The following is a 19,729-nucleotide window of genomic DNA, read 5'->3' on the forward strand; positions in this document are numbered from 1 at the left end:
ATGTACTTATTATAAGTCGTTTGTGTGTAATATGTTATTTTGATAAATTCTATTTATTGAAAAAAATAATCAAAAATAATGCTTAAGATAAAAACATTTTATATATTAGCGACCTGAAAGTATGTTCATACATACAATAAAAGCTGAGCAAAAAGTAAAATAGGATATGCTAACTTGGGAAATAGGGGTGTTTTTCAATTTTGAAAACAATCTAAAATACTAGAAAATACTCATTTTATCATAATTCAAATCAGAGAGAAATTTCTTTTTTATAAAATGAGCTATCTATAACTAACGTGATTAACCATTAATACTAACAAATAATCTAAAAATATGAGGATGATAAGAAAAGGTTTCTTTTCCCTCCTGATCTTAGTGAATACCATTGGAATATATGCACAAAGCACCAAAGTATATACTCAGATTCCATCCGATCAGATTCAGGCAACTGCCAGCAGCGAATTGCAGGGCGCGACAGCTATAATGGCTGTTAATAGTGAAGGAATGAATGGAGATATGCATATAGCGCATAATCTTGGACACAAGATGTGGACATCACAGGCTTCTACAAAAAAGGTACGGGCGAATGAATTTACCAGAGAAGGTATTGTCTGGTTTATGTGCGAAATCGGCAGCAATTCAGCTCCCGCACATATTGATTTAATCAGAATATGGAATGACAACCAAAGCCAGCATACACGCCGCGGGTTGAGGAAAGTATATATAGAATACTCCATTGACGGGAAGACATGGAAACTCTTGAGAAACAATGGACTGGACTACCATGTTATAAATGAATCGAAAGGGCAGAATCCCGAGCCTGCAAATTTCACATTTGATACAGGAGGGATTAAGGCGAAATATATATGTTTTACAGCCGATGCTGATGGAAACGGTAATTATTATGACCCTAAAGATAAATATATCATAAGGGAAGCTGCTGATATGCAGCAGAATGTAAATTATTACGGACTGAGTGAGATAAGATTCTACAAGAAAGAAGACAGGCAGATTTCGAAACTTACTCCATTAAATAAAATGTCTTTCGTTGCTTCACAAGGATATTTGAAAACGGATAAGGGGCCGACCCGTGAATATACACTGAAATTTGACGCACCCCTGTTTTGTGGAGGTCAACTCGATTTCGATATAAACGGACGGAAATGGACGGAGAACATCAAGCCATCCGCAATAGGAATATCTGTAATGGAAGGGCGGTTTCCGGCAGGTTATATGGAAGAGAGCGCCGAAGTATCGGTGAAACTTCGTAGTAAACAAGGTAATTTATCTGATAGTTATACTGTTTTGGGGGCTCGTAGGTGGAACCTCTATTTCTTACCCCATTCACATTTGGACATAGGTTATACACATGCGCAGGATGATGTAATGAAACTGCAATGGCGCAATTTTGAGCGGGCGCTTGAACTGGCGGAACGTACGGCGAATAATCCCGAGGGCTCACGGTTCAAATGGAATTCGGAGGCCACATGGGCTTTGATGGGATATCTCGATCATTACAAAGGAACGGAGAAAGGCGATAAAATGATTCAGGCTATCAAAGACGGTATTATTGGTGTCGATGCATCTTTGGGCAGCATACTCACCGGAATTTGCAAGCAGGAGGAACTGACGCATATGTTCGATGATGCGCATCGTATTTCCGGGTTGACGGGAGTGGAGTTCAACACGGCTATGATGAGTGATGTTCCCGGGCAATCGTGGGGTATGGTTACGGCAATGGCTCAGAATGGTGTGAAATATTATTCATCAGGGCCCAACTATGTGCCTTTCTATGGGAAGGTTGGTAACGACAGGGCTGCGCACCTGCATGTGAAGTGGGGCGATAAACCGTTTTACTGGCTGTCTCAGTCGGGTAAGGAAAAAGTATTGTTCTGGCAGACAGGTAGGGGATATTCATGGTTTCACGGCTGGTTGATAAACAGGCTTTCGGCTTGTGGTGTAACTCCTATATGGGAATACCTTACCGATTTGGAATCGAAGGAATATCCGTATGCTACTACTTATTTGCGCTATACGGTAAACGGAGATAACGGGCCGCCCGATCAGTGGATGCCGGATGTAATAAAGGAGTGGAATGAAAAATACGAATCACCCAAGTTCTATATAGGTACTACCAAAGAACTTTTCACAGAATTTGAAAAACAATATGGTGATGATATTCCGGTTTATGGCGGCGATATAACCCCTACGTGGGAAGACGGGGCTGCTTCTACTGCCCGCGAACTGGCTATGAATCGTGAAAGTTCGGAACGCCTGAACCAGACGGAAATACTATGGAGCATGCTTAATCCGGGGCAGTATCCTGCAAACGATTTTCTGCAAGCATGGAAGAATGTCGTCTTGTTTTCGGAACATACCTGGGGGGCTTCGGCCAGTGGACCTGAACCTGAATCGGAGTTTACAAAGAAACTGTGGGCAGGAAAGAAATTATATGCGGATAATGCAGATATGCAGTCGAGGAGACTCTATACTGACGTTTTTTCAGAAATAAAAACAGCTAAAGGCGGCTATATACATATATTCAATACAAATCTGTGGAAAAGAACTGATGTAGTGACGATTGATAACGATAATGACCTGATCGGTAAAGTGTTGGAAAGCCCATCAGGAGAGATCGTTCCTTTACAGAAATTGCATGACGGCAGGTGGATATTTATGGCAAAAGACATTCCGGCCCTTTCCTCCGTCGCTTATAAGATTACTGATGATAAGAGAAAGAAGTTGAATGTTTCTACAATGATAAATGATAATATACTGGATAACGGCATTATAAGAGTTGAAATAGATAAAATAAAAGGTACAATTTCTTCTTTCACAAAGACAGGTGAGGAATATAATTATGCATCCGAGGGCGGTTTGAATGATTATATCTATACAGAACGCTATGCTGAAAATCCGCAATGGGTGGAGAACATAAAACGTATTATTGTACTGGATGATGGCGAAGTTGCGGCGACCTTACGTGTAGAATCGGATGCGCCGGGCTGCCGCTCGCTATGGAGGGATATTATGGTTTATAAAGAGTTGGGACGCATTGATATCCTGAATACGATAGATAAAGAAAATATTTATAAGCCGGAAAACGTTCGCTTTATTTTCCCTTTCAATATAGACCATGCAGATATCAAAATGGATCTGGCGATGGGGGATATGCATCCCGAGCGGGACCAGTTGGCAGGAGTGAATAAAAATTATTATTCGATACAGAACGGTATCAGTGCAAGCAATCTTAGCCACGGCATCTACCTGACAACAATAGATGCTCCTTTCGTAGAACTGGGAGAGATGACCAGTGATGTATGGCGCAAAGAAGGGGGCGGGCTTGGCTGGTGGTCTTCGGCTTTGATTTCTCCGAAGATATATTCGTGGGTGATGAATAATTCATGGAGGACGAACTACAAGGCCTCTCAGGAAGGTATCGCGACATTCCGCTATTCACTGGAACTTTTCGATCCGTTCGATCAGCAACTGAAAAAGCAAGGTACGGAACAGGCGCAAAAAATGATTGCGGTTGTTTCTGATAAACCTGTCGGAATAGATAATCTTTTCAGGCTTAAAGGTAAGAATCAGATTTCAGTTTCTACAATAAAACCTTCGGATGATGGCAAAGGCTACATTATCCGTTTACTGAACCTCAATGACCAGAGTGTACATTCTTCGTTTATCTGGGGCAGTATGCAGGCAGATGAAGTATATTTCTGCGACCATAACCAGCAAAAAACGGGTGAGTTCGAAGATTCTTCTTTTTGGCTTAAACCTTATGAATGCATAACCTTGAAAGTTATCAGTAAAAAATAAACCGAAAAACAATTTTATAATATGATAAAACGAATTATTCCAATCACAGTACTTGCATTTTCTTGTATAATAGCATCTTGCGAGAAAAAGCCCCTCTTGTCGGATTATGTAGATCCGGGCATCGGGACTGCGCACTCACGCTGGTTCTTTTATACACCGGCAGCGGTTCCATTTGGTATGGCTAAACTTGCTCCGTCTACAGACGGACATTTGGGGAATACAGGGGGATGGCAGGCTGTCGGCTACGATGCGCGGCATACATCTATCGAGGGTTTTGCTAATTTCCATGAATTTCAGGTTGGCGGTGTAGTCATTGCACCTACAGTGGGTAAACTACAGACAGTTCCGGGAGCATTGGACAGCGTTCAGAACGGCTATCGTTCATCATTCGACAAAAAAGATGAATTCGCTTCTCCGGGATACTATTCCGTATTGCTCAAAGACTACAATGTGAAAGCTGAGCTGACGGCAACAAAGCGTGTAGGTTTTCACCGTTATACGTTCCCTGCATCAGAAGAAGCCAATCTGATATTCGATATCGGCAACCGTCAGGGCGAAAGCGGATATGTGAAAGAAGCTTCGGTGGCATATACCGACGACGGACGTATAGAAGGATGGGTTACAACTACGCCGGTATATGTGGATATATATCAAAAAGGAGCTACTGTGTCTATGTATTTCAGTGCCGAGTTGGATAAGAAACCGATTGCGTTCGGCTCGTTTGTGAAAGATACCGTATATCCCGATTCGAAGACTCAGACAGGTGTCGGAGCCGGACTTTATTTCAAATTCAAGACCAAAGAGCAGGAGGCTGTAAATGTAAAGATAGGATTGTCTTATACATCTGTTGAAAATGCACGCCTGAATATGGAAAACGAAGCTAAAAATATGAGTTTCGACAAAGCTCATAAAAATGCGACGGACACATGGGAAGAATATCTTGGCCGCATAAAAGTGGAAGGCGGAGAATACAACGACCGTGTGAAATTTTATACAGGCTTGTATCATGCGCTGCTTGGTCGTGGATTGGCAAGTGATGTCAACGGAGCTTATCCGAAAAATGACGGTGGAGTAGGACATATAGCTCTGAATGAAAAAGGAAAACCAATTCATAATCATTATAATACGGATGCTATTTGGGGCGGGTTCTGGAATCTTACCCAATTGTGGGCAGTCGCCTATCCCGAATATTATTCGGACTGGATACAGAGCCAGCTCCTGGTCTACAAAGATGCCGGATGGTTAGGCGATGGTATCGCTAGCAGCAAGTATGTGTCGGGTGTGGGGACTAATTTTACCAGTCTTGCTATAGCGGCAGCATATAATTGTGGTATTCGCGACTTCGATGTGAATACTGCATACGAGGCTGCCCTGAAAAATGAGGTAGATGGAAAAGACCGTTTGGCAGGAGCCGGTAAGCTGGATGTAGAGCAGTTTGTAAACAGGGGATACTCGCCTTATACAACCGGCCTGTCTATGCGTACGACTCCCGAAGGTTCCGGTTTCGGAGCATCACATACAATGGAATATTCATTCAGTAGTTTTGCTGTGGCTCAGATGGCGAAGCATTTGAACAAGGAGGATGATTATAAACTTTTATCGAAGCTATCGAAGGGCTGGAAGACTCTCTTTGATCCTGAGACAAAACTGATACGTCCGCGTGACGACAAGGGCGAATTTATAAAAGACTTCGACCCTTTTGCCCCGTGGATAGGATTTCAGGAGGGTAATGCAATCCAGTACACATACTATGTACCTCATCAAATAGATGAACTTATAAGCCTGATAGGCGCAGATGATTTCAATGTGCGTCTCGACAGCACATTCCAGATTTCACAGAAGAATATATTTGGAGGTGGACAAACGATTGATGCATTTGCAGGTTTGCATACATACTATAATCATGGCAATCAGCCGAATCTGCATATCTCATGGTTGTTCAACTTTTCAGGGAAACCGTATCTGTCTCAAAAATGGGTGAGGGCTATCTGTAACGAATTCTACGGAGTAGAAGGCATACACGGCTATGGTTACGGGCAAGATGAAGATCAGGGGCAACTGGGCGCATGGTATGTGATGGCGGCAATAGGACTTTTCGATGTAAAAGGTTTGACCGAGATAGATCCTACATTCCAGATTGGCAGTCCGTTATTCGATAAGATCACAATAAGGCTCAACAAGGATTATTATCCGGGTAAGGAGTTTGTGATAGAAACACTGAATAATACCAAAGATAATATTTACATACGGTCTATAGATGTGAATGGAAAACCGCACAATACGGTTCAACTGCCTTTCTCGGATGTGATCAAAGGCGGCCGCATGTCTATCAGGCTATCAGATAAACCTAACACAGAACTAAATAAATGATTCTGAAATATTAACTAAAAACTCAATCTATGAAAATGAAAGATTCGTTTGATGCTGCTACCTAGCAATGTTTAAGTGAAAATGAAATTTAAACAAAGGTTACCAACCTGTTTATTATTTGAGTAAGTAAAATAACAAGGATAAATTATGATTCGAAAGTATATCATCAGATTCTATCTCTTACTTATTATTGATTTATCAAACACATTAAAAACTATGAAGTATGAAATTTAAAGTTAACTTCTTAAATCTATTTAGCCTGCTTAAAATTTGTATGTGTGCCATATTATTGCTGGCCTCTGCAAATCTTTATTCGCAGCAAAGCAAAACAGAGGTTTCAGGTGTTGTAAAAGATGCAATGAATGAGGCCATTATAGGAGCAAGCGTGGTAGAGAAAGGTACTACCAATGGCATAGCGACTGATGTAGACGGGAGTTTCTCGATAAAAGTAAACCCTAATTCTACATTGGTAATATCTTCTATCGGGTATGTAACGCAAGAAATAAAAGTAGGGAATCAAACCTCATTTAATGCCCTTAATATAGTATTGGTAGACGACAGCAAACTTATGGACGAAGTAGTGGTTGTGGGATATGGTGTACAAAAGAAAGCAACACTGACAGGTGCTGTTTCTGCCATTAAGAATGAAGAGATTATCACTACTAAAAATGAGAGTGTACAGAATATGCTTACCGGAAAAGTGGCAGGTTTGCGTGTCGTTCAAAACTCATCCGAACCCGGACAATTTAGCGGATCGATGGATATACGTGGTTTAGGTAGTCCGCTTATTGTTATAGATGGAGTGCCACGTGGTAATATGGCGCGTTTGGATGCAGAAGATATCGAGAGTATTTCGGTACTTAAAGACGCGTCGGCAGCTATCTATGGTGTCAACTCGGCAAATGGTGTCATTTTGGTTACCACCAAAAGAGGTGAGAAAGGAAAAGTTAGCCTTAGTTATTCGGGAAATGTATCCTGGCAGATGCCTACAAACTTCCCCGATCTGGCAAATGCTGTAGATTGGATGACCCTATTCAACGAACGTACGATGCACAATGTAGACGGCCCTAATCGTCCTTACACAGATGAGCAGATCGAAGCTTACCGCAATGGCACAATGCAAAGTACCGATTGGAAAAAAGAGGTTCTTCGCAGCAGTGCACCCCAGACTATGCACACACTAAGCGCTACCGGGGGTACTGAGGCGTTGAGTTATTATGCGAGTATCGGTTACCAGACTCAGGAGAGTTTCTTGAAGACAAATGCTATTAACTATGAGAAATACACTATTCGTAGTAATATTTCTTCTCAGATAACTAAAAATCTCCGGTTCGATTTAAATCTGGCCGGATTACTCGACGAGCGGCAATCATCAGTGTATAGTTCCAATGATATTATACGAGGTATGTGGCTTATGCAACCGATGGATAAAGTTTACTATAACGAAACAGAAGGGCAATACTGGCAACCGACTAATGGCGGATTGCAAAATCCTGTCACTATGATGAACAAGGGGGTAACCGGTGCTAACTCATATAAAAGTAAATGGTTTCAATCGAATGCTTCATTGAGATATGATATGCCATTCGTTAAAGGCTTGTATGCGAAAGGCATGTATAGTTACGACTATACGTTGAACGACAATAAAGAGTTTATGAAAGCTTATAAACTTTACGACTCGGGTGGTGCAGCCAAAACATGGAATGGTCAGAGTGATGCCCCGAATAAGGTATCCCGGTATTTTTACGGAAAGGATGCAACCTTATGGAATATTCAGATTGGTTTCGACCGGCAATTCGGCAAACATAATGTGTCGGCAATGGCCCTCTATGAGAATACACATAAAGAAGGTGATAACTTTTATGGTAATAGACAGTTGTTATTGCCTTTAGATCAGTTGTTTACAGGTATAACAGATAAAATGCAGATCAATCAGTCTACTGCAGCATCTTCCCTTTACGATTATGCATATAATGCTTATGTAGGACGTATTAAATATGACTTCGCAGGTAAATATCTGGCTGAGTTTACGTTAAGGCATGAGTCTTCATCAAGATTCCCGGATAATTCCCGTTGGGCAACAACGCCCGGAGTTATGGCGGCCTGGCGTGTATCGGAAGAGGGATTCTTTAAGAAATCACCACTTAAGTTCATAGATAATCTGAAACTACGCGGATCTTACGGGCGAATGCTTGATGATGCATCAACAAACGACTATAACTTTCTTACAGGATATTATTATCCGGCTTCGGGCGGTAATAGCGCAGGACTGCCTTCAGGTTATATTTTTGATGGGTCATTCGTCAATAGTTCCAGCAATAAGGGGCTGGCAAATACAGCTATTACCTGGTATAAATCCGATATGCTGAACATAGGGTTGGATATGGATGCATGGAATGGATTTTTGGGTGTAACTGCCGAGTATTTTCAGAGAAAACGTACTGGCTTATTAGCGACTCGTGCGCAATCGATTCCGGGGATAGTAGGTGCTGCCCAACCACAGGAAAACCTTAATAGCGATTTGACCAGAGGTTTCGAACTGGAACTTAGTCATCGTAACAGAATAGGTGATTTTGATTATCAGGTGAAAGGTAATATGTCATTTACCCGTGTAAAAACAATATATTACGAACAATCGAAGAGAGGTAATTCATACCTGAACTGGAGGGAGAATAACAACGACCGCTATAATAATATATGGTGGGGATATGGAGGAGACGGACGCATAACCAACTGGGATCAGATATATCATAACCCTGTTTATATTGGACGAGGTAGCACTCTTGGAGATTATCAATATCAAGACTGGAACGGTGACGGACAGATAAATGATCTGGATGTGCATCCGCTTGCAATGAACGGTATGACACCGCTGATTTATTATGGAATCACTATATCTGCATCGTGGAAAGGAATAGACCTTACTATGCTATGGCAAGGCGGAGGTAAACGCTATGTTGCTCCAAGACAATTCTTATACCAGCCTTTGTGGGCAGATACGAATGCTCTTACACAATTCTTGGATCGCTGGCGTCCGTCGGACCCTACAGCAAGCCCTTACGATCCCGCGACAGAATGGATAAGCGGACATTATGCTTATACAGGAACCAGTGCCAATTATAATTCTGAATTTAATATTCAAAATGGCGCATACTTAAGACTCAAGAATATAGAATTGGGATATACGCTTCCTAAGAAATGGCTTTCGGTTTTGAATATACAGAATGTTAGGGTATATGTAAGTTCGTATAATTTGTTGACATTTACTAAATTAAAATATATGGATCCTGAATTTTTTACAAATCCTGACGATAGTAAAGGTGGATTAGGTGATTACGGATATAGTTACCCGCTCAATAAAACTGTTACAGTAGGAATGAATATAAAATTCTAAATATTAATATTATGAAACATATAAAATATATATTATTACTTTGTCTGGGTTTGTTCATGGCATGTACAGATTTGGATATTCCGCCAAAGAATATAATCGGTGACCCCGAAATATTCGGTACTACAGAAGGTACTATGAGTTATATAGCGCGGATGTACAGCAGGCTCCCAATGGAAGATTTCCGCTACAATTATGAAAAAAGCGGCTTGTTCAATAATGCAGATACAAAATATAAGCAACAATCCGGTTTGACAGGAGAAGCCTTGGGTCGTGATACCAAAGGAGCTGAAGCTGAAAGTGCAAGTTATTGGGATGCAGCTTATTCTGCGATCCGCGATGCCAATTTATTTATAGAAACTCTTCCGAAATATGCATCGGCTCATAGTCAGGCCAACTATAATACTTATCTGGCTGAGGCTTACTTTATAAGGGCATTCCTTTACTATTCACTGGTTAAACGTTATGGTGGTGTGCCAAAGGTGGATTTCGTAATCGATTATCCGGCAAGTGTCGATGTCGAAGGTACGAAGCTTTTTCGCGATTCGGAAGAGGCTATATGGGATCTCATCGCTTCTGATTTGGATTATGCAATAACTAACCTGCCCAAAACGAATCAGAAAGGACGTGCAAACAGGTATGTTGCTGCTGCATTTAAGTCACGTACCATGCTTCATGCAGGATCGATCGCTAAGTACAATACAATCAGTGAGGAGTACAACGGAATAAGGATATGCGGAATTCCGTCTACCCGTGCAAACGACTATTTCAAAGCGGCTTATGAAGCCAGTAAAATTTTAGATGAAACTACAGCATACGGCCTTTATGAAGCTGAATGGGCTGATGGGGATAAGACCGCTCAAACAACTAATTTTGTTAATATCTTCCTTAAGGATACGAAGGAGAATATATTTGTGAGGTATTTTAAGAATCCGGAGTCAGTGCATAATTTTGATGATTCGGCACAACCAATGCAGACATCTACAGGGGGTAATAACTCGGAAATCTGCCCGACTTTGGATTTTGTTGAAATGTTTGACGGTATAGATAAAGATTCTAATGGAAAATTTAAAAATCTGGATTCCAATGGAAAATATCTGTTGTATAATTCACCGCTCGATGCTTTTGCAAACAGTGAACCTCGTTTAAGAGCAACAGTAATACTTCCTATGGATCAGTTTAAGGGTAAAACTATAGACCTGCGCCGCGGAATATGGACAGGGACCGTGGGTACGGGTATTAGCCCGCTGATGCCTGAAGGAAGTGTCACCGATTATAATGTAGTATATGGAGAATCAAGTAATTTGAAACTTTCAAGCGATTTTTCTTTCAATAATCAGGCTGCTAATGCTATCTTATTGAAGGATGGTGTTAGTAAGATGAAAAGAGCCGGAGAAAGTGGTGTCGTTTCGGGATGGGATTTTGGAAATATCAGTGGCTTCTATCTTCGCAAATATTTGGACCCTAATCTGGCGGATAATAATGGTAATAAATCAAGTCAGAGTTGGATTGAAATCCGCTATGCAGAAGTATTGCTCAATCGTGCCGAAGCTGCAAATGAGCTATTCCTTGCTGGTGTAAGTACGGCGTCTACAGGGGAAAGCTATCGTGAGGAGGCGTTTCGTTGTATCAATCTTATAAGAAAGCGGGCAGGAGCTACATTATTGGCAAGCTCGGCTCCTTTGAGTGACATTAATGTGGTAAGGACAGAAAGAAGAAAAGAGCTTGCTTTCGAACATAAGACTTATTGGGATTTGAAACGTTGGAGAGTTATATATGATGAGCAAACCAATAGGCGTTACAGAGTTTTATATGCTTTTTATTCTACCGACGCAGAGAAGTATTTTCTGGATTCAAGATTTATGGAATCAAAAGCCGGAAATAATTATATTTTTAATTTTGACACCAAGAATTATTATCAGCAAATACCAACGAGTGAGATAACTAAGAATCCGAACTGTAAGCAAAATCCGGGGTATTAATAATAAAAATATTGATGATATGAGAAATACTATATTATATATTGCTTTGTCTCTATTGATGATCTTGGGAATGGCATCGTGTGCTGATGACAATTATCCCGAGCCTAAAGAGACATTCAGAGGTAAGTTTGTTGAAAAAGGAACAAATAAGCCTTTCCAAACAGCTATTGGAAATACAGGTGTACGCATCCGTATGATGGAGTATAGCTGGAGTGATACGCCTCAACCATACGATTTTAATTGTAAGATGGATGGTACATTCAATAATACTAAGGTATTCAAAGGTGAATATGGGGTTATACCTTCAGGAGCTTTCGTTCCGTTAACTGAAGAAAAGATGACCATCAGCGGTACGGTGGAAAAAACGTATGAGGTAGAACCTATCCTCAAGATAGAATGGGATGGCGAACCGGTTGTAAATGCAGACAGAACCGTAACAGTTAAGGTAAAGGTTGCATATGGATCTGATAATACGACATATCAGAAACCTTTGGTCGAAGGTTGGTTATTTATAAGTGAAACCGATTATGTAGGTGATTTTAGCTATAGCCCTAATTATTCGGTTAAATGCGATCCCGCCAAAATGGGGGTGGGAGCATCTGAGATTTTAGGACCTAACGGAACTACTTTTACAATAAATACTTCATCGGCATCAAAGTCTTTCCCTGACTATGCCCGAAAGTATTTCATCAGGTTTGGAGTACGCACCTCTGTTACCTTTGATGCAACAAACCGTTATAATTATACCGAGGTAAAAGAAGTATCTATTCCAGCTAGTTAAAACAGCAAATGAGGGTATAAAAAAGAAACGGCAAGGTCAATCTTGCGTTTTCTTTTTATATTACCTCTGATACTATTCTGTAACTTTCAATTCTTTTCTTTTCTCTTCGAGAAGTATATGAAGCCGTTCTTTAACTTTTACATATTTTTCATCATTATATATGTTGTTGATTTCAGTCGGATCTTTTTTCAGGTCGTATAATTCCCAACTATCAATATCCTTGTCGTTGATTTCCCCTTTGCCGTACCAATGTATAAGTTTATACCTTTTATCCCGTATTCCGTAATGCTTGCGTGCCATTCCCACAGCGGGATAATCATAGAATTGATAATAGAGATTATCTCTCCAGTTATCAGAAGTTCCGGTCAATAATGGTATCAGTGATTCTCCGGCCATATCACCGGGTTTATTAACTCCGGCGGCATCCAGAAGGGTTGGCGCATAATCTATATTTTGAACAAGTTCCGTACATTTTGCCCCTTTTTTTGCTCCCGGTAAAGCGATGATAAGCGGTGTCCTAAAAGCTTCCTCATACATGAAGCGCTTATCATAGAGTCCATGTTCTCCCAGATAGAAGCCCTGATCGGAAGTATATACAATAATCGTGTTTTCCATAAGGTTGTTATTTTCCAGATAGTCGAGTAACCTGCCAACCTGAACATCCACACTTTTTATGGTGCGGCAATAGTCTTTGATATATCGTTGGTATTTCCATTGGGTGAGTTTCTTTCCTTCCGGCCTGTTGGCAAGGAAGTCCTTATTTTTTTTATCATACGATTCATTCCATACTCTGAGTTGTTCAGGTGTTAATGTACTTATAGCCATATCAAAGCTCGCTTTAATATAATCCAGAGTCGGTTCGTTTTGCAGTTGGGATACTTTCAGATCGAAGGCATATCCAAGATGGTTGGCTACAGATAGTTCGTGTGTTTTCATCTGTTCGCCTCTTGTACTATAATCATCGAATAAAGTTGCCGGTTCGGGGAATTCAACGTCTTCATACAAATCGAGGTATTGAAGGTCGGGCATCCAGTTTCGATGAGGAGCTTTGTGATGGACCAATACACAGAACGGTTTGTCTTTGTCGCGGAATATAAGCCAGTTCAAGGCATGATCAGTTACAAGATCGGTTGCATAACCCTCTTCCTGTATATATTTTCCGTCCGATTCCGAAGTCCTGAACCTTGGATTGTAATATTCGCCCTGATCATCAAATATCTTATATGTATCAAATCCTTTGGGTTGAGCGCTCAGGTGCCATTTACCGAACAATGCTGTCTGATAGCCTGCATCCTGTAGATATTCTACAAAGAATTTTTTGTCAGGCTTTAATCCGTAACCAAGATGAGTTTGCCCATGTTGGTGGCTATACATTCCTGTCAGCAGTGTTGCTCTGCTGGGGGTAGAAATAGAATTTTCTACAAATGCATTACTAAAGAGCATTCCGTTTTGCGCTATCCGGTCCAGATTGGGGGTAGGAGCAAGTTTCGAAATAGGATGGCCATATGCGCTTAATGCCTGAAAGGCATGATCATCGGTCATGATGAACAAGATATTCATCGGTTTTTTAATGTCTTGGGCTATGATTCCATTACTGATGCATGCGGAGATGCCAAGGAAAGCGTATAAAGGTGAATTTTTCATGATATATTAAATAAAATCGGAGTATATCCTATATGTATATACATATGCAAATATATTAAATAAATATCTAATAGATGAAGAAAAATAAAAGAAACTATATAGAAAAAGCCTTCTGAGGAGAAGGCTTTTATTTTGTATTGAAAAGGCTTTTATCTTTGAGCTTCCAGTGTATATGTGAAGCTGTCGGCCCTGTAATAGCCAATGTTGTATTCTATTGGCACATCGTTAATGTCATAGACAAAGCGTTTTCGGATTAGTATAGGGTCGTTGGGAGATATTTCCAGTTTATCGGCTATAAAATCTCCGGCTAGTCTGGCGCATATTTCTTCTTTCGATGTTTTAACCACTATATCATAATTATGTTCTAACAATTCATACAAAGGTATATTAAAGTTTTCTTCTCCCGTAAGAGGTATACTGGGATTAAAATAAGATATGAAATATACAAAGGGGTATTCTTCGCTTCCGCGAACCCGTTCAAGTTTCAGGCAACGTGTATCCACTTCTACATTAAAGAAATCAGCTACCTCCTTATATACTTTTTGTGTTCCGATAAAAAGCTCAAAGTTCTTAATCTTTATCCCCAGCATTTTCATCTCCTGCGAGAAGCTCAGCCAATTTTTTACGCCACCCACAAAGCCTTTACGGGCGACTTTGGTTCCATATCCTTTTCTGCGTACAAGAAGTCCTTCGAATACAAGTTTGTTAATCGCTTGTCTTAATGTATTCCGGGATATATTAAATTGTTTGGACAATTCAATCTCTTTGGGCAACAGCTTCCCGTTTTTATATTCTTCTTCGTCTATCAACCTCCGAAGAAATTCCTCTGCTTGTAGATGAAGAGGTTTTGAGCTTTCACGATTAACTTCTATTTTCATAGCTTATTGTTTATATGAATTGTTCAACTGTTTTACAAAATAACGTAAAAAAATATTGGTAAACAAAAAAAGATACATATATTTGCACAATGATATATATGTATGAACATATGTTGTTTTTTGAATAATGTTTAATAAATGATATACTATGAGGAAGTCCAATTATGACAGATATCCCGCAACGAAGATCAAAGGTGCTATAATAGAGGGATGGAGCGATATTTTACAGTCATTAAAAGGTACGTTGAGTACATGTTCTGTTATTGGTATAGATATGTATGTAGGTGTTCATGAAGATGAAGTAATATCACATATTAATAATATAGAACCTGACCTGATATTTAAGACAAGGGATTTGTTTAAACCGGAAAATGAAATTCGGAAAATGACAGAGCGGTTTATGACAGATGATGTCTTGTTCGGTTATGTGACTAACCTGTCGATGATAGACTATTTCGATACGGAGAAATTAGCAGAAGCTCGAAATCAGATTAAAAACAGCAAAAGTACTGCCATTGTCATCGGTAGCGGGGCATCACTTGTTGTACCCGATTCAGCCTGTATTGTATATATTGATATGGCGCGATGGGAGATTCAGCAGCGATTCCGTTCACGCAGTATCATGGCTCTGGGGCTGGACGACAGAAATGAAGCCATTTCTTTACAGCACAAGCGAGGATACTTTAACGATTGGAAAATATGTGATGCACATAAGAACACCTTATATGACAAGGTTTCGTATTGGATGGACACTCATGTGAAGGAACAACCAAAAATGATAGACAAGGAAACTTTCTTCAGTGGTATTGAAACAACGATAAAGAAGCCTTTCCGGGTAGTTCCGTTTTTTGATCCGGCGCCATGGGGCGGCCAGTGGATGAGAGAGACATTCGATTTGGATAAAGAGAATGTGAATTATGGGTGGTGTTTTGATTGCGTCCCTGAAGAAAATAGTCTATTCTTGAATGTCAATGGAGCCCTCTTTGAAATGCCTGCAGTAAATCTGGTGTTACTGAAAAGCCGTGAGTTATTGGGAGAGCCTGTTGAATCCCGCTTTGGAAAGGAATTCCCTATTCGTTTCGATTTTCTGGATACTGTACAAGGGGGAAGCCTAAGTCTTCAGGTACATCCGACAACACAGTTTGTACACGAATCTTTTGGTATACATTATACACAGGACGAGAGTTACTATATGGTTGATGCCAAAGAGGATGCTGTTGTATATCTTGGATTGAAAACAGGTATAAACAAAGACGAAATGATTAGTGATCTGGAAAAGGCAGAAAGAGGTGAAATCGTATTCGACGCAGACAAGTACGCAAATAAGATTCCTGCCAAGAAACACGACCACTTCCTGATACCGGCTGGAACCGTACATTGTTCCGGACCACAGGGGGTTGTACTCGAAATCAGTTCTACACCCAACCTGTTTACATTTAAACTTTGGGATTGGGAGCGATTGGGCCTTGATGGAAAACCTCGCCCTATAAATGTAGAAAGAGGTAAAAAAGTAATTGACTGGACAAGGGATACGGAATACACACATAAGAATCTGGTGAACGTATGTTCTACTGTATCTGAAGGCGATGGATGGCTGGAAGAAAAAACCGGATTGCACCCGAACGAATTTATTGAGACGAGAAGATTCCGTTTTTCGAAAAAGACATCTCATAAAACCAGCAATAGTGTAAATGTATTGAACCTGGTAGAAGGTGAGGAAGTTATAATAGAAGACCCTAAGGGACTGTTTGAACCTTTTGTTGTACATTATGCAGAGACATTTATAATACCGGCGGCTTTGGAAGAATATACAATTACCCCGACAGGAAAATCCGTGGGTCAGGAGTGTATTGTAATAAAAGCGTATGTACGGTTTTAATAATATCGAACCAATGTTATGACTGAAAATAAATCAAATAGCATCAAAATACTTATACCTATCCTATTCAGTTTCTTTGTAATGGGAATGGTGGATATAGTAGGCCTTTCTACGAATTATCTGAAAAAGGACTTTTCTCTCGATGAACTGACTTCCAGTATTATACCGATGATGGTATTTTTCTGGTTTGCGATATTTTCTATACCTACCGGATTATTGATGAACCGCATAGGACGGAAGAAAACCGTATTACTGGCTATCCTAATCGAATGTATTTCATTGATATTACCTTTTTTCTTCTACGATTTCTATGTGGTGATTTTCTCATTTGCCCTGTTAGGCATTGGAAATACTATATTGCAGGTTTCCCTTAATCCTTTGGTCGCAAGCATAGTACATGATAGTAAACTCGCCGGTACTCTGACTTTCGGGCAGTTCATCAAGGCTGTATCTTCTTTCGTAGGACCTATTATAGCCAGCATGGCTGTGAAGACCTACGGGGATTGGAAACTTATTCTGCTTGTGTTTGCTATTACATCTCTTATATCATTTGTCTGGTTATATTTGGTGCCCATCAAGAGGGAAGAAAACGTGGATACTAAGCAAGCTTCTTTTGGCAATACATTAGGATTACTGAAAGATAGCCTTATATTACAGATGTTTCTTGGTATTTTATTAATAGTGGGTATCGACGTCTGCATGAATGTAAATACACCCCAATTATTGGAGCAAAGATTAGGCTTTACTACTGACGATGCGACATTAGGTTCCAGCCTTTATTTCGGGGCAAGAACGTTTGGTGCTTTTTTAGGATCGATTCTTCTTCTGAAGATTAATCCATCGAAGTTTATGAAAATCAATATGCTGATTGCGGTTCCTGCTTTTCTTATGCTAATGTTTTTATCAGATAAATGGTTATTGTTTGCTGCCGTATTTATAATCGGTCTGACATGTGCTAATGTGTTTTCTATTATATTTTCTGTTGCTATGCAATACCGTCCGCAAAAAGCTAATGAAATATCATCATTGATGATAATGGGGGTTGCCGGAGGTGCTATAGTAACACCATTGGTAGGTATTGTGGCGAAACATTTCGGCCTCGGCATCAGTTTCGGCGTTTTATTGCTAAGTGCAGCTTATATCTATATATTATCACTTAAATTTGAGAAAAAATCATAGTTATGTATATTAACGATCAACGGATAGTATTGACACTCGATGCAGGAGGAACAAACTTTGTATTCTCAGCTGTTCAGGCATATAAAGAAGTTGGTGAGCATCTGGTTTTGCCTGCTGTTTCTGACGATTTGGATAAATGTTTGGAAGTGCTGGTGCATGGCTTTGAAACTATAAAGGCTGGACTGGAAGCCGAACCTGTGGCTATAAGTTTTGCATTTCCGGGGCCTGCCGACTATAAGAATGGAATAATAGGAGACTTACCCAACTTTAACGCTTTTCGCAATGGGGTCGCGTTAGGTCCGTATCTTCACAATAAATTTAAAATCCCGGTATATATCAACAACGATGGAAATTTGTTTGCGTATGGTGAAGCCTTGCACGGAGCATTACCGATGGTTAACTACTGGCTGGGGAATGCCGGGAATCCGAAACGTTATTCAAACTTATTAGGTGTAACATTAGGAACAGGTTTTGGCGCGGGAGTAGTTATAAATAAAGCGCTCCTTACCGGAGATAACGGGTGTGGCGGCGATGTCTGGATAATGAAAAACAAAAAATACCCGGAATATATCGTTGAAGAAAGTGTAAGTATACGCGCCGTCAAAAGGGTTTATCAGGAATTATCGGGGCAGGATAGTACGGGTCTTACACCTAAAGATATATATGACATAGCAGAAGGGAATATCTCCGGCGATCGCGAAGTGGCTATCAGAAGTTTCGAGGAGATGGGTGAAATGATAGGTGATGTGATGACATATGCACTCACTATTGTAGACGGTATCCTTGTTATCGGCGGTGGACTTACAGGGGCTTCAAAATATATACTTAATGGTATAATGAAAGAATTGCAGGGAAACGTAAGGATGTTTGGTGGAGCTTCTTTCTCAAAAACTCAGATGGATATATATAATCTGATGGATGAAGAGGATAGAAGTCGATTTTTACAAAACGAAGACGTACGGATAAAAGTTCCCGGAAGTAACGAACTGGTTCATTATAATAAATCGAAAAAAACAGGTATAGTTATATCACATATAGGGACCAGTGAAGCGGTTATGTATGGCGCTTATGCGTATGCGTTGCAACAATTAGATAATTAATATTTAAGTAAAAAGAGATAGGTTTAGGTTTCCGTTTCCGTTTTTTTAAGTATACCATGATATGTTTATAGTCATGGTATATTTTATTTTGACAGTATGTGTTAAATTTTTATTAAGATTTACTACGGGTAGCTTATATGCAGTAGCGTCAGGATATATCAACCCGGGTTTCTTATATTCAGGTAATATTAGTTTATTTCTTTCATCGGATTAATTATTCATACCTTTGACTCCGTAAAAACAAGTGACGATAAATAATTTTACATCATAAGCAAACTAACACGGTATAATAAAGATGAATTATGAAGAGGAAGTTGTAGTCTGTGAATCCAGACTATTACAGGCAATGAGAGATTGCAACCTGCAAGTATTAGGCGAATTGTTACATGACGATTTATTGTTCAATGGCCCTACTGGTGAAATCGTAACTAAAGCAATGGATTTAGCTGTTTACCAATCAGGAAATATGATTGTAAACGAAAATATTCCAAGTGGTCAAAAGATTCGTTTATTTGGTGATACCGCTATTGTGTCGGTGGTGATTAGTCTGAAAGGCGAGTTTATGAAACAGCCGGTATCCGGTAAGTTCAGCTATCTTCGTACATGGAAAAAAATAGATAGCCAATGGAAAATGATTGGCGGTGGTTGTACTCCTTCTCTCTAAATTTAACAGATAATTCTAAATTGTTCGTCGGGAAATAAAATT

At 40.0% G+C, this 19,729-nt stretch carries 11 protein-coding genes; 9 read left to right on the forward strand and 2 right to left on the reverse strand.

The genetic code is table 11. The annotated features are described in order from the left end of the window. The first annotated feature begins 339 nt into the window (after positions 1 to 339). From HMPREF9455_RS01685 to HMPREF9455_RS01705, 5 genes are all read left to right on the forward strand, one after another. Positions 340 to 3,819 carry a glycoside hydrolase family 38 N-terminal domain-containing protein gene (locus tag HMPREF9455_RS01685; protein WP_006797837.1) on the forward strand — a complete coding sequence of 1,160 codons (3,480 nt, stop codon included), beginning with the start codon at positions 340 to 342 and terminating at the stop codon, positions 3,817 to 3,819. A gap of 21 nt (positions 3,820 to 3,840) precedes the next feature. Continuing rightward, positions 3,841 to 6,189: a GH92 family glycosyl hydrolase gene (locus HMPREF9455_RS01690; RefSeq protein ID WP_006797838.1), complete on the forward strand. Its 2,349-nt coding sequence runs from the start codon at positions 3,841 to 3,843 to the stop codon at positions 6,187 to 6,189. Positions 6,190 to 6,412: 223 nt separating this feature from the next. Continuing rightward, the gene (locus HMPREF9455_RS01695; RefSeq protein WP_006797839.1) at positions 6,413 to 9,583 is read left to right on the forward strand and encodes a SusC/RagA family TonB-linked outer membrane protein; all 3,171 of its coding nucleotides are present in this window, start codon (positions 6,413 to 6,415) and stop codon (positions 9,581 to 9,583) included. An 11-nt stretch (positions 9,584 to 9,594) separates the two neighbouring features. After that, positions 9,595 to 11,562, forward strand: a complete 1,968-nt coding sequence (locus tag HMPREF9455_RS01700) for a RagB/SusD family nutrient uptake outer membrane protein (protein ID WP_006797840.1) — start codon at positions 9,595 to 9,597, stop codon at positions 11,560 to 11,562. Between the two features lie 19 nt (positions 11,563 to 11,581). Next, entirely contained in the window at positions 11,582 to 12,343 is a 762-nt protein-coding gene (locus HMPREF9455_RS01705; protein WP_006797841.1) for a DUF3823 domain-containing protein, read from the forward strand. A gap of 72 nt (positions 12,344 to 12,415) precedes the next feature. Here HMPREF9455_RS01705 and HMPREF9455_RS01710 read toward each other — a convergent pair whose 3' ends face one another. After that, positions 12,416 to 13,987 (reverse strand): sulfatase family protein, encoded by a 1,572-nt coding sequence (locus HMPREF9455_RS01710; RefSeq protein WP_006797842.1) that lies wholly within the window; start codon positions 13,985 to 13,987, stop codon positions 12,416 to 12,418. A gap of 149 nt (positions 13,988 to 14,136) precedes the next feature. Beyond that, positions 14,137 to 14,865, reverse strand: a complete 729-nt coding sequence (locus HMPREF9455_RS01715) for a GntR family transcriptional regulator (protein WP_006797843.1) — start codon at positions 14,863 to 14,865, stop codon at positions 14,137 to 14,139. Positions 14,866 to 15,013: 148 nt separating this feature from the next. On the opposite strand from HMPREF9455_RS01715, the gene HMPREF9455_RS01720 reads away from it, so the two are divergent. The 4 genes from HMPREF9455_RS01720 to HMPREF9455_RS01735 all read left to right on the forward strand — a co-directional run bounded on the left by HMPREF9455_RS01720 (position 15,014) and on the right by HMPREF9455_RS01735 (position 19,687). Next, on the forward strand, positions 15,014 to 16,744 hold the full coding sequence (locus HMPREF9455_RS01720) for a class I mannose-6-phosphate isomerase (RefSeq protein WP_006797844.1): 1,731 nt from the start codon (positions 15,014 to 15,016) through the stop codon (positions 16,742 to 16,744). A gap of 18 nt (positions 16,745 to 16,762) precedes the next feature. Continuing rightward, positions 16,763 to 17,923 (forward strand): MFS transporter, encoded by a 1,161-nt coding sequence (locus tag HMPREF9455_RS01725; protein ID WP_006797845.1) that lies wholly within the window; start codon positions 16,763 to 16,765, stop codon positions 17,921 to 17,923. A 2-nt stretch (positions 17,924 to 17,925) separates the two neighbouring features. Then, the gene (locus tag HMPREF9455_RS01730) at positions 17,926 to 19,023 is read left to right on the forward strand and encodes an ROK family protein (protein WP_006797846.1); all 1,098 of its coding nucleotides are present in this window, start codon (positions 17,926 to 17,928) and stop codon (positions 19,021 to 19,023) included. Between the two features lie 295 nt (positions 19,024 to 19,318). Next, positions 19,319 to 19,687, forward strand: a complete 369-nt coding sequence (locus HMPREF9455_RS01735; protein WP_006797847.1) for a nuclear transport factor 2 family protein — start codon at positions 19,319 to 19,321, stop codon at positions 19,685 to 19,687. The last annotated feature ends 42 nt before the right edge of the window (positions 19,688 to 19,729 follow it).

Source organism: Dysgonomonas gadei ATCC BAA-286 (assembly GCF_000213555.1).
Lineage (GTDB): Bacteria > Bacteroidota > Bacteroidia > Bacteroidales > Dysgonomonadaceae > Dysgonomonas > Dysgonomonas gadei.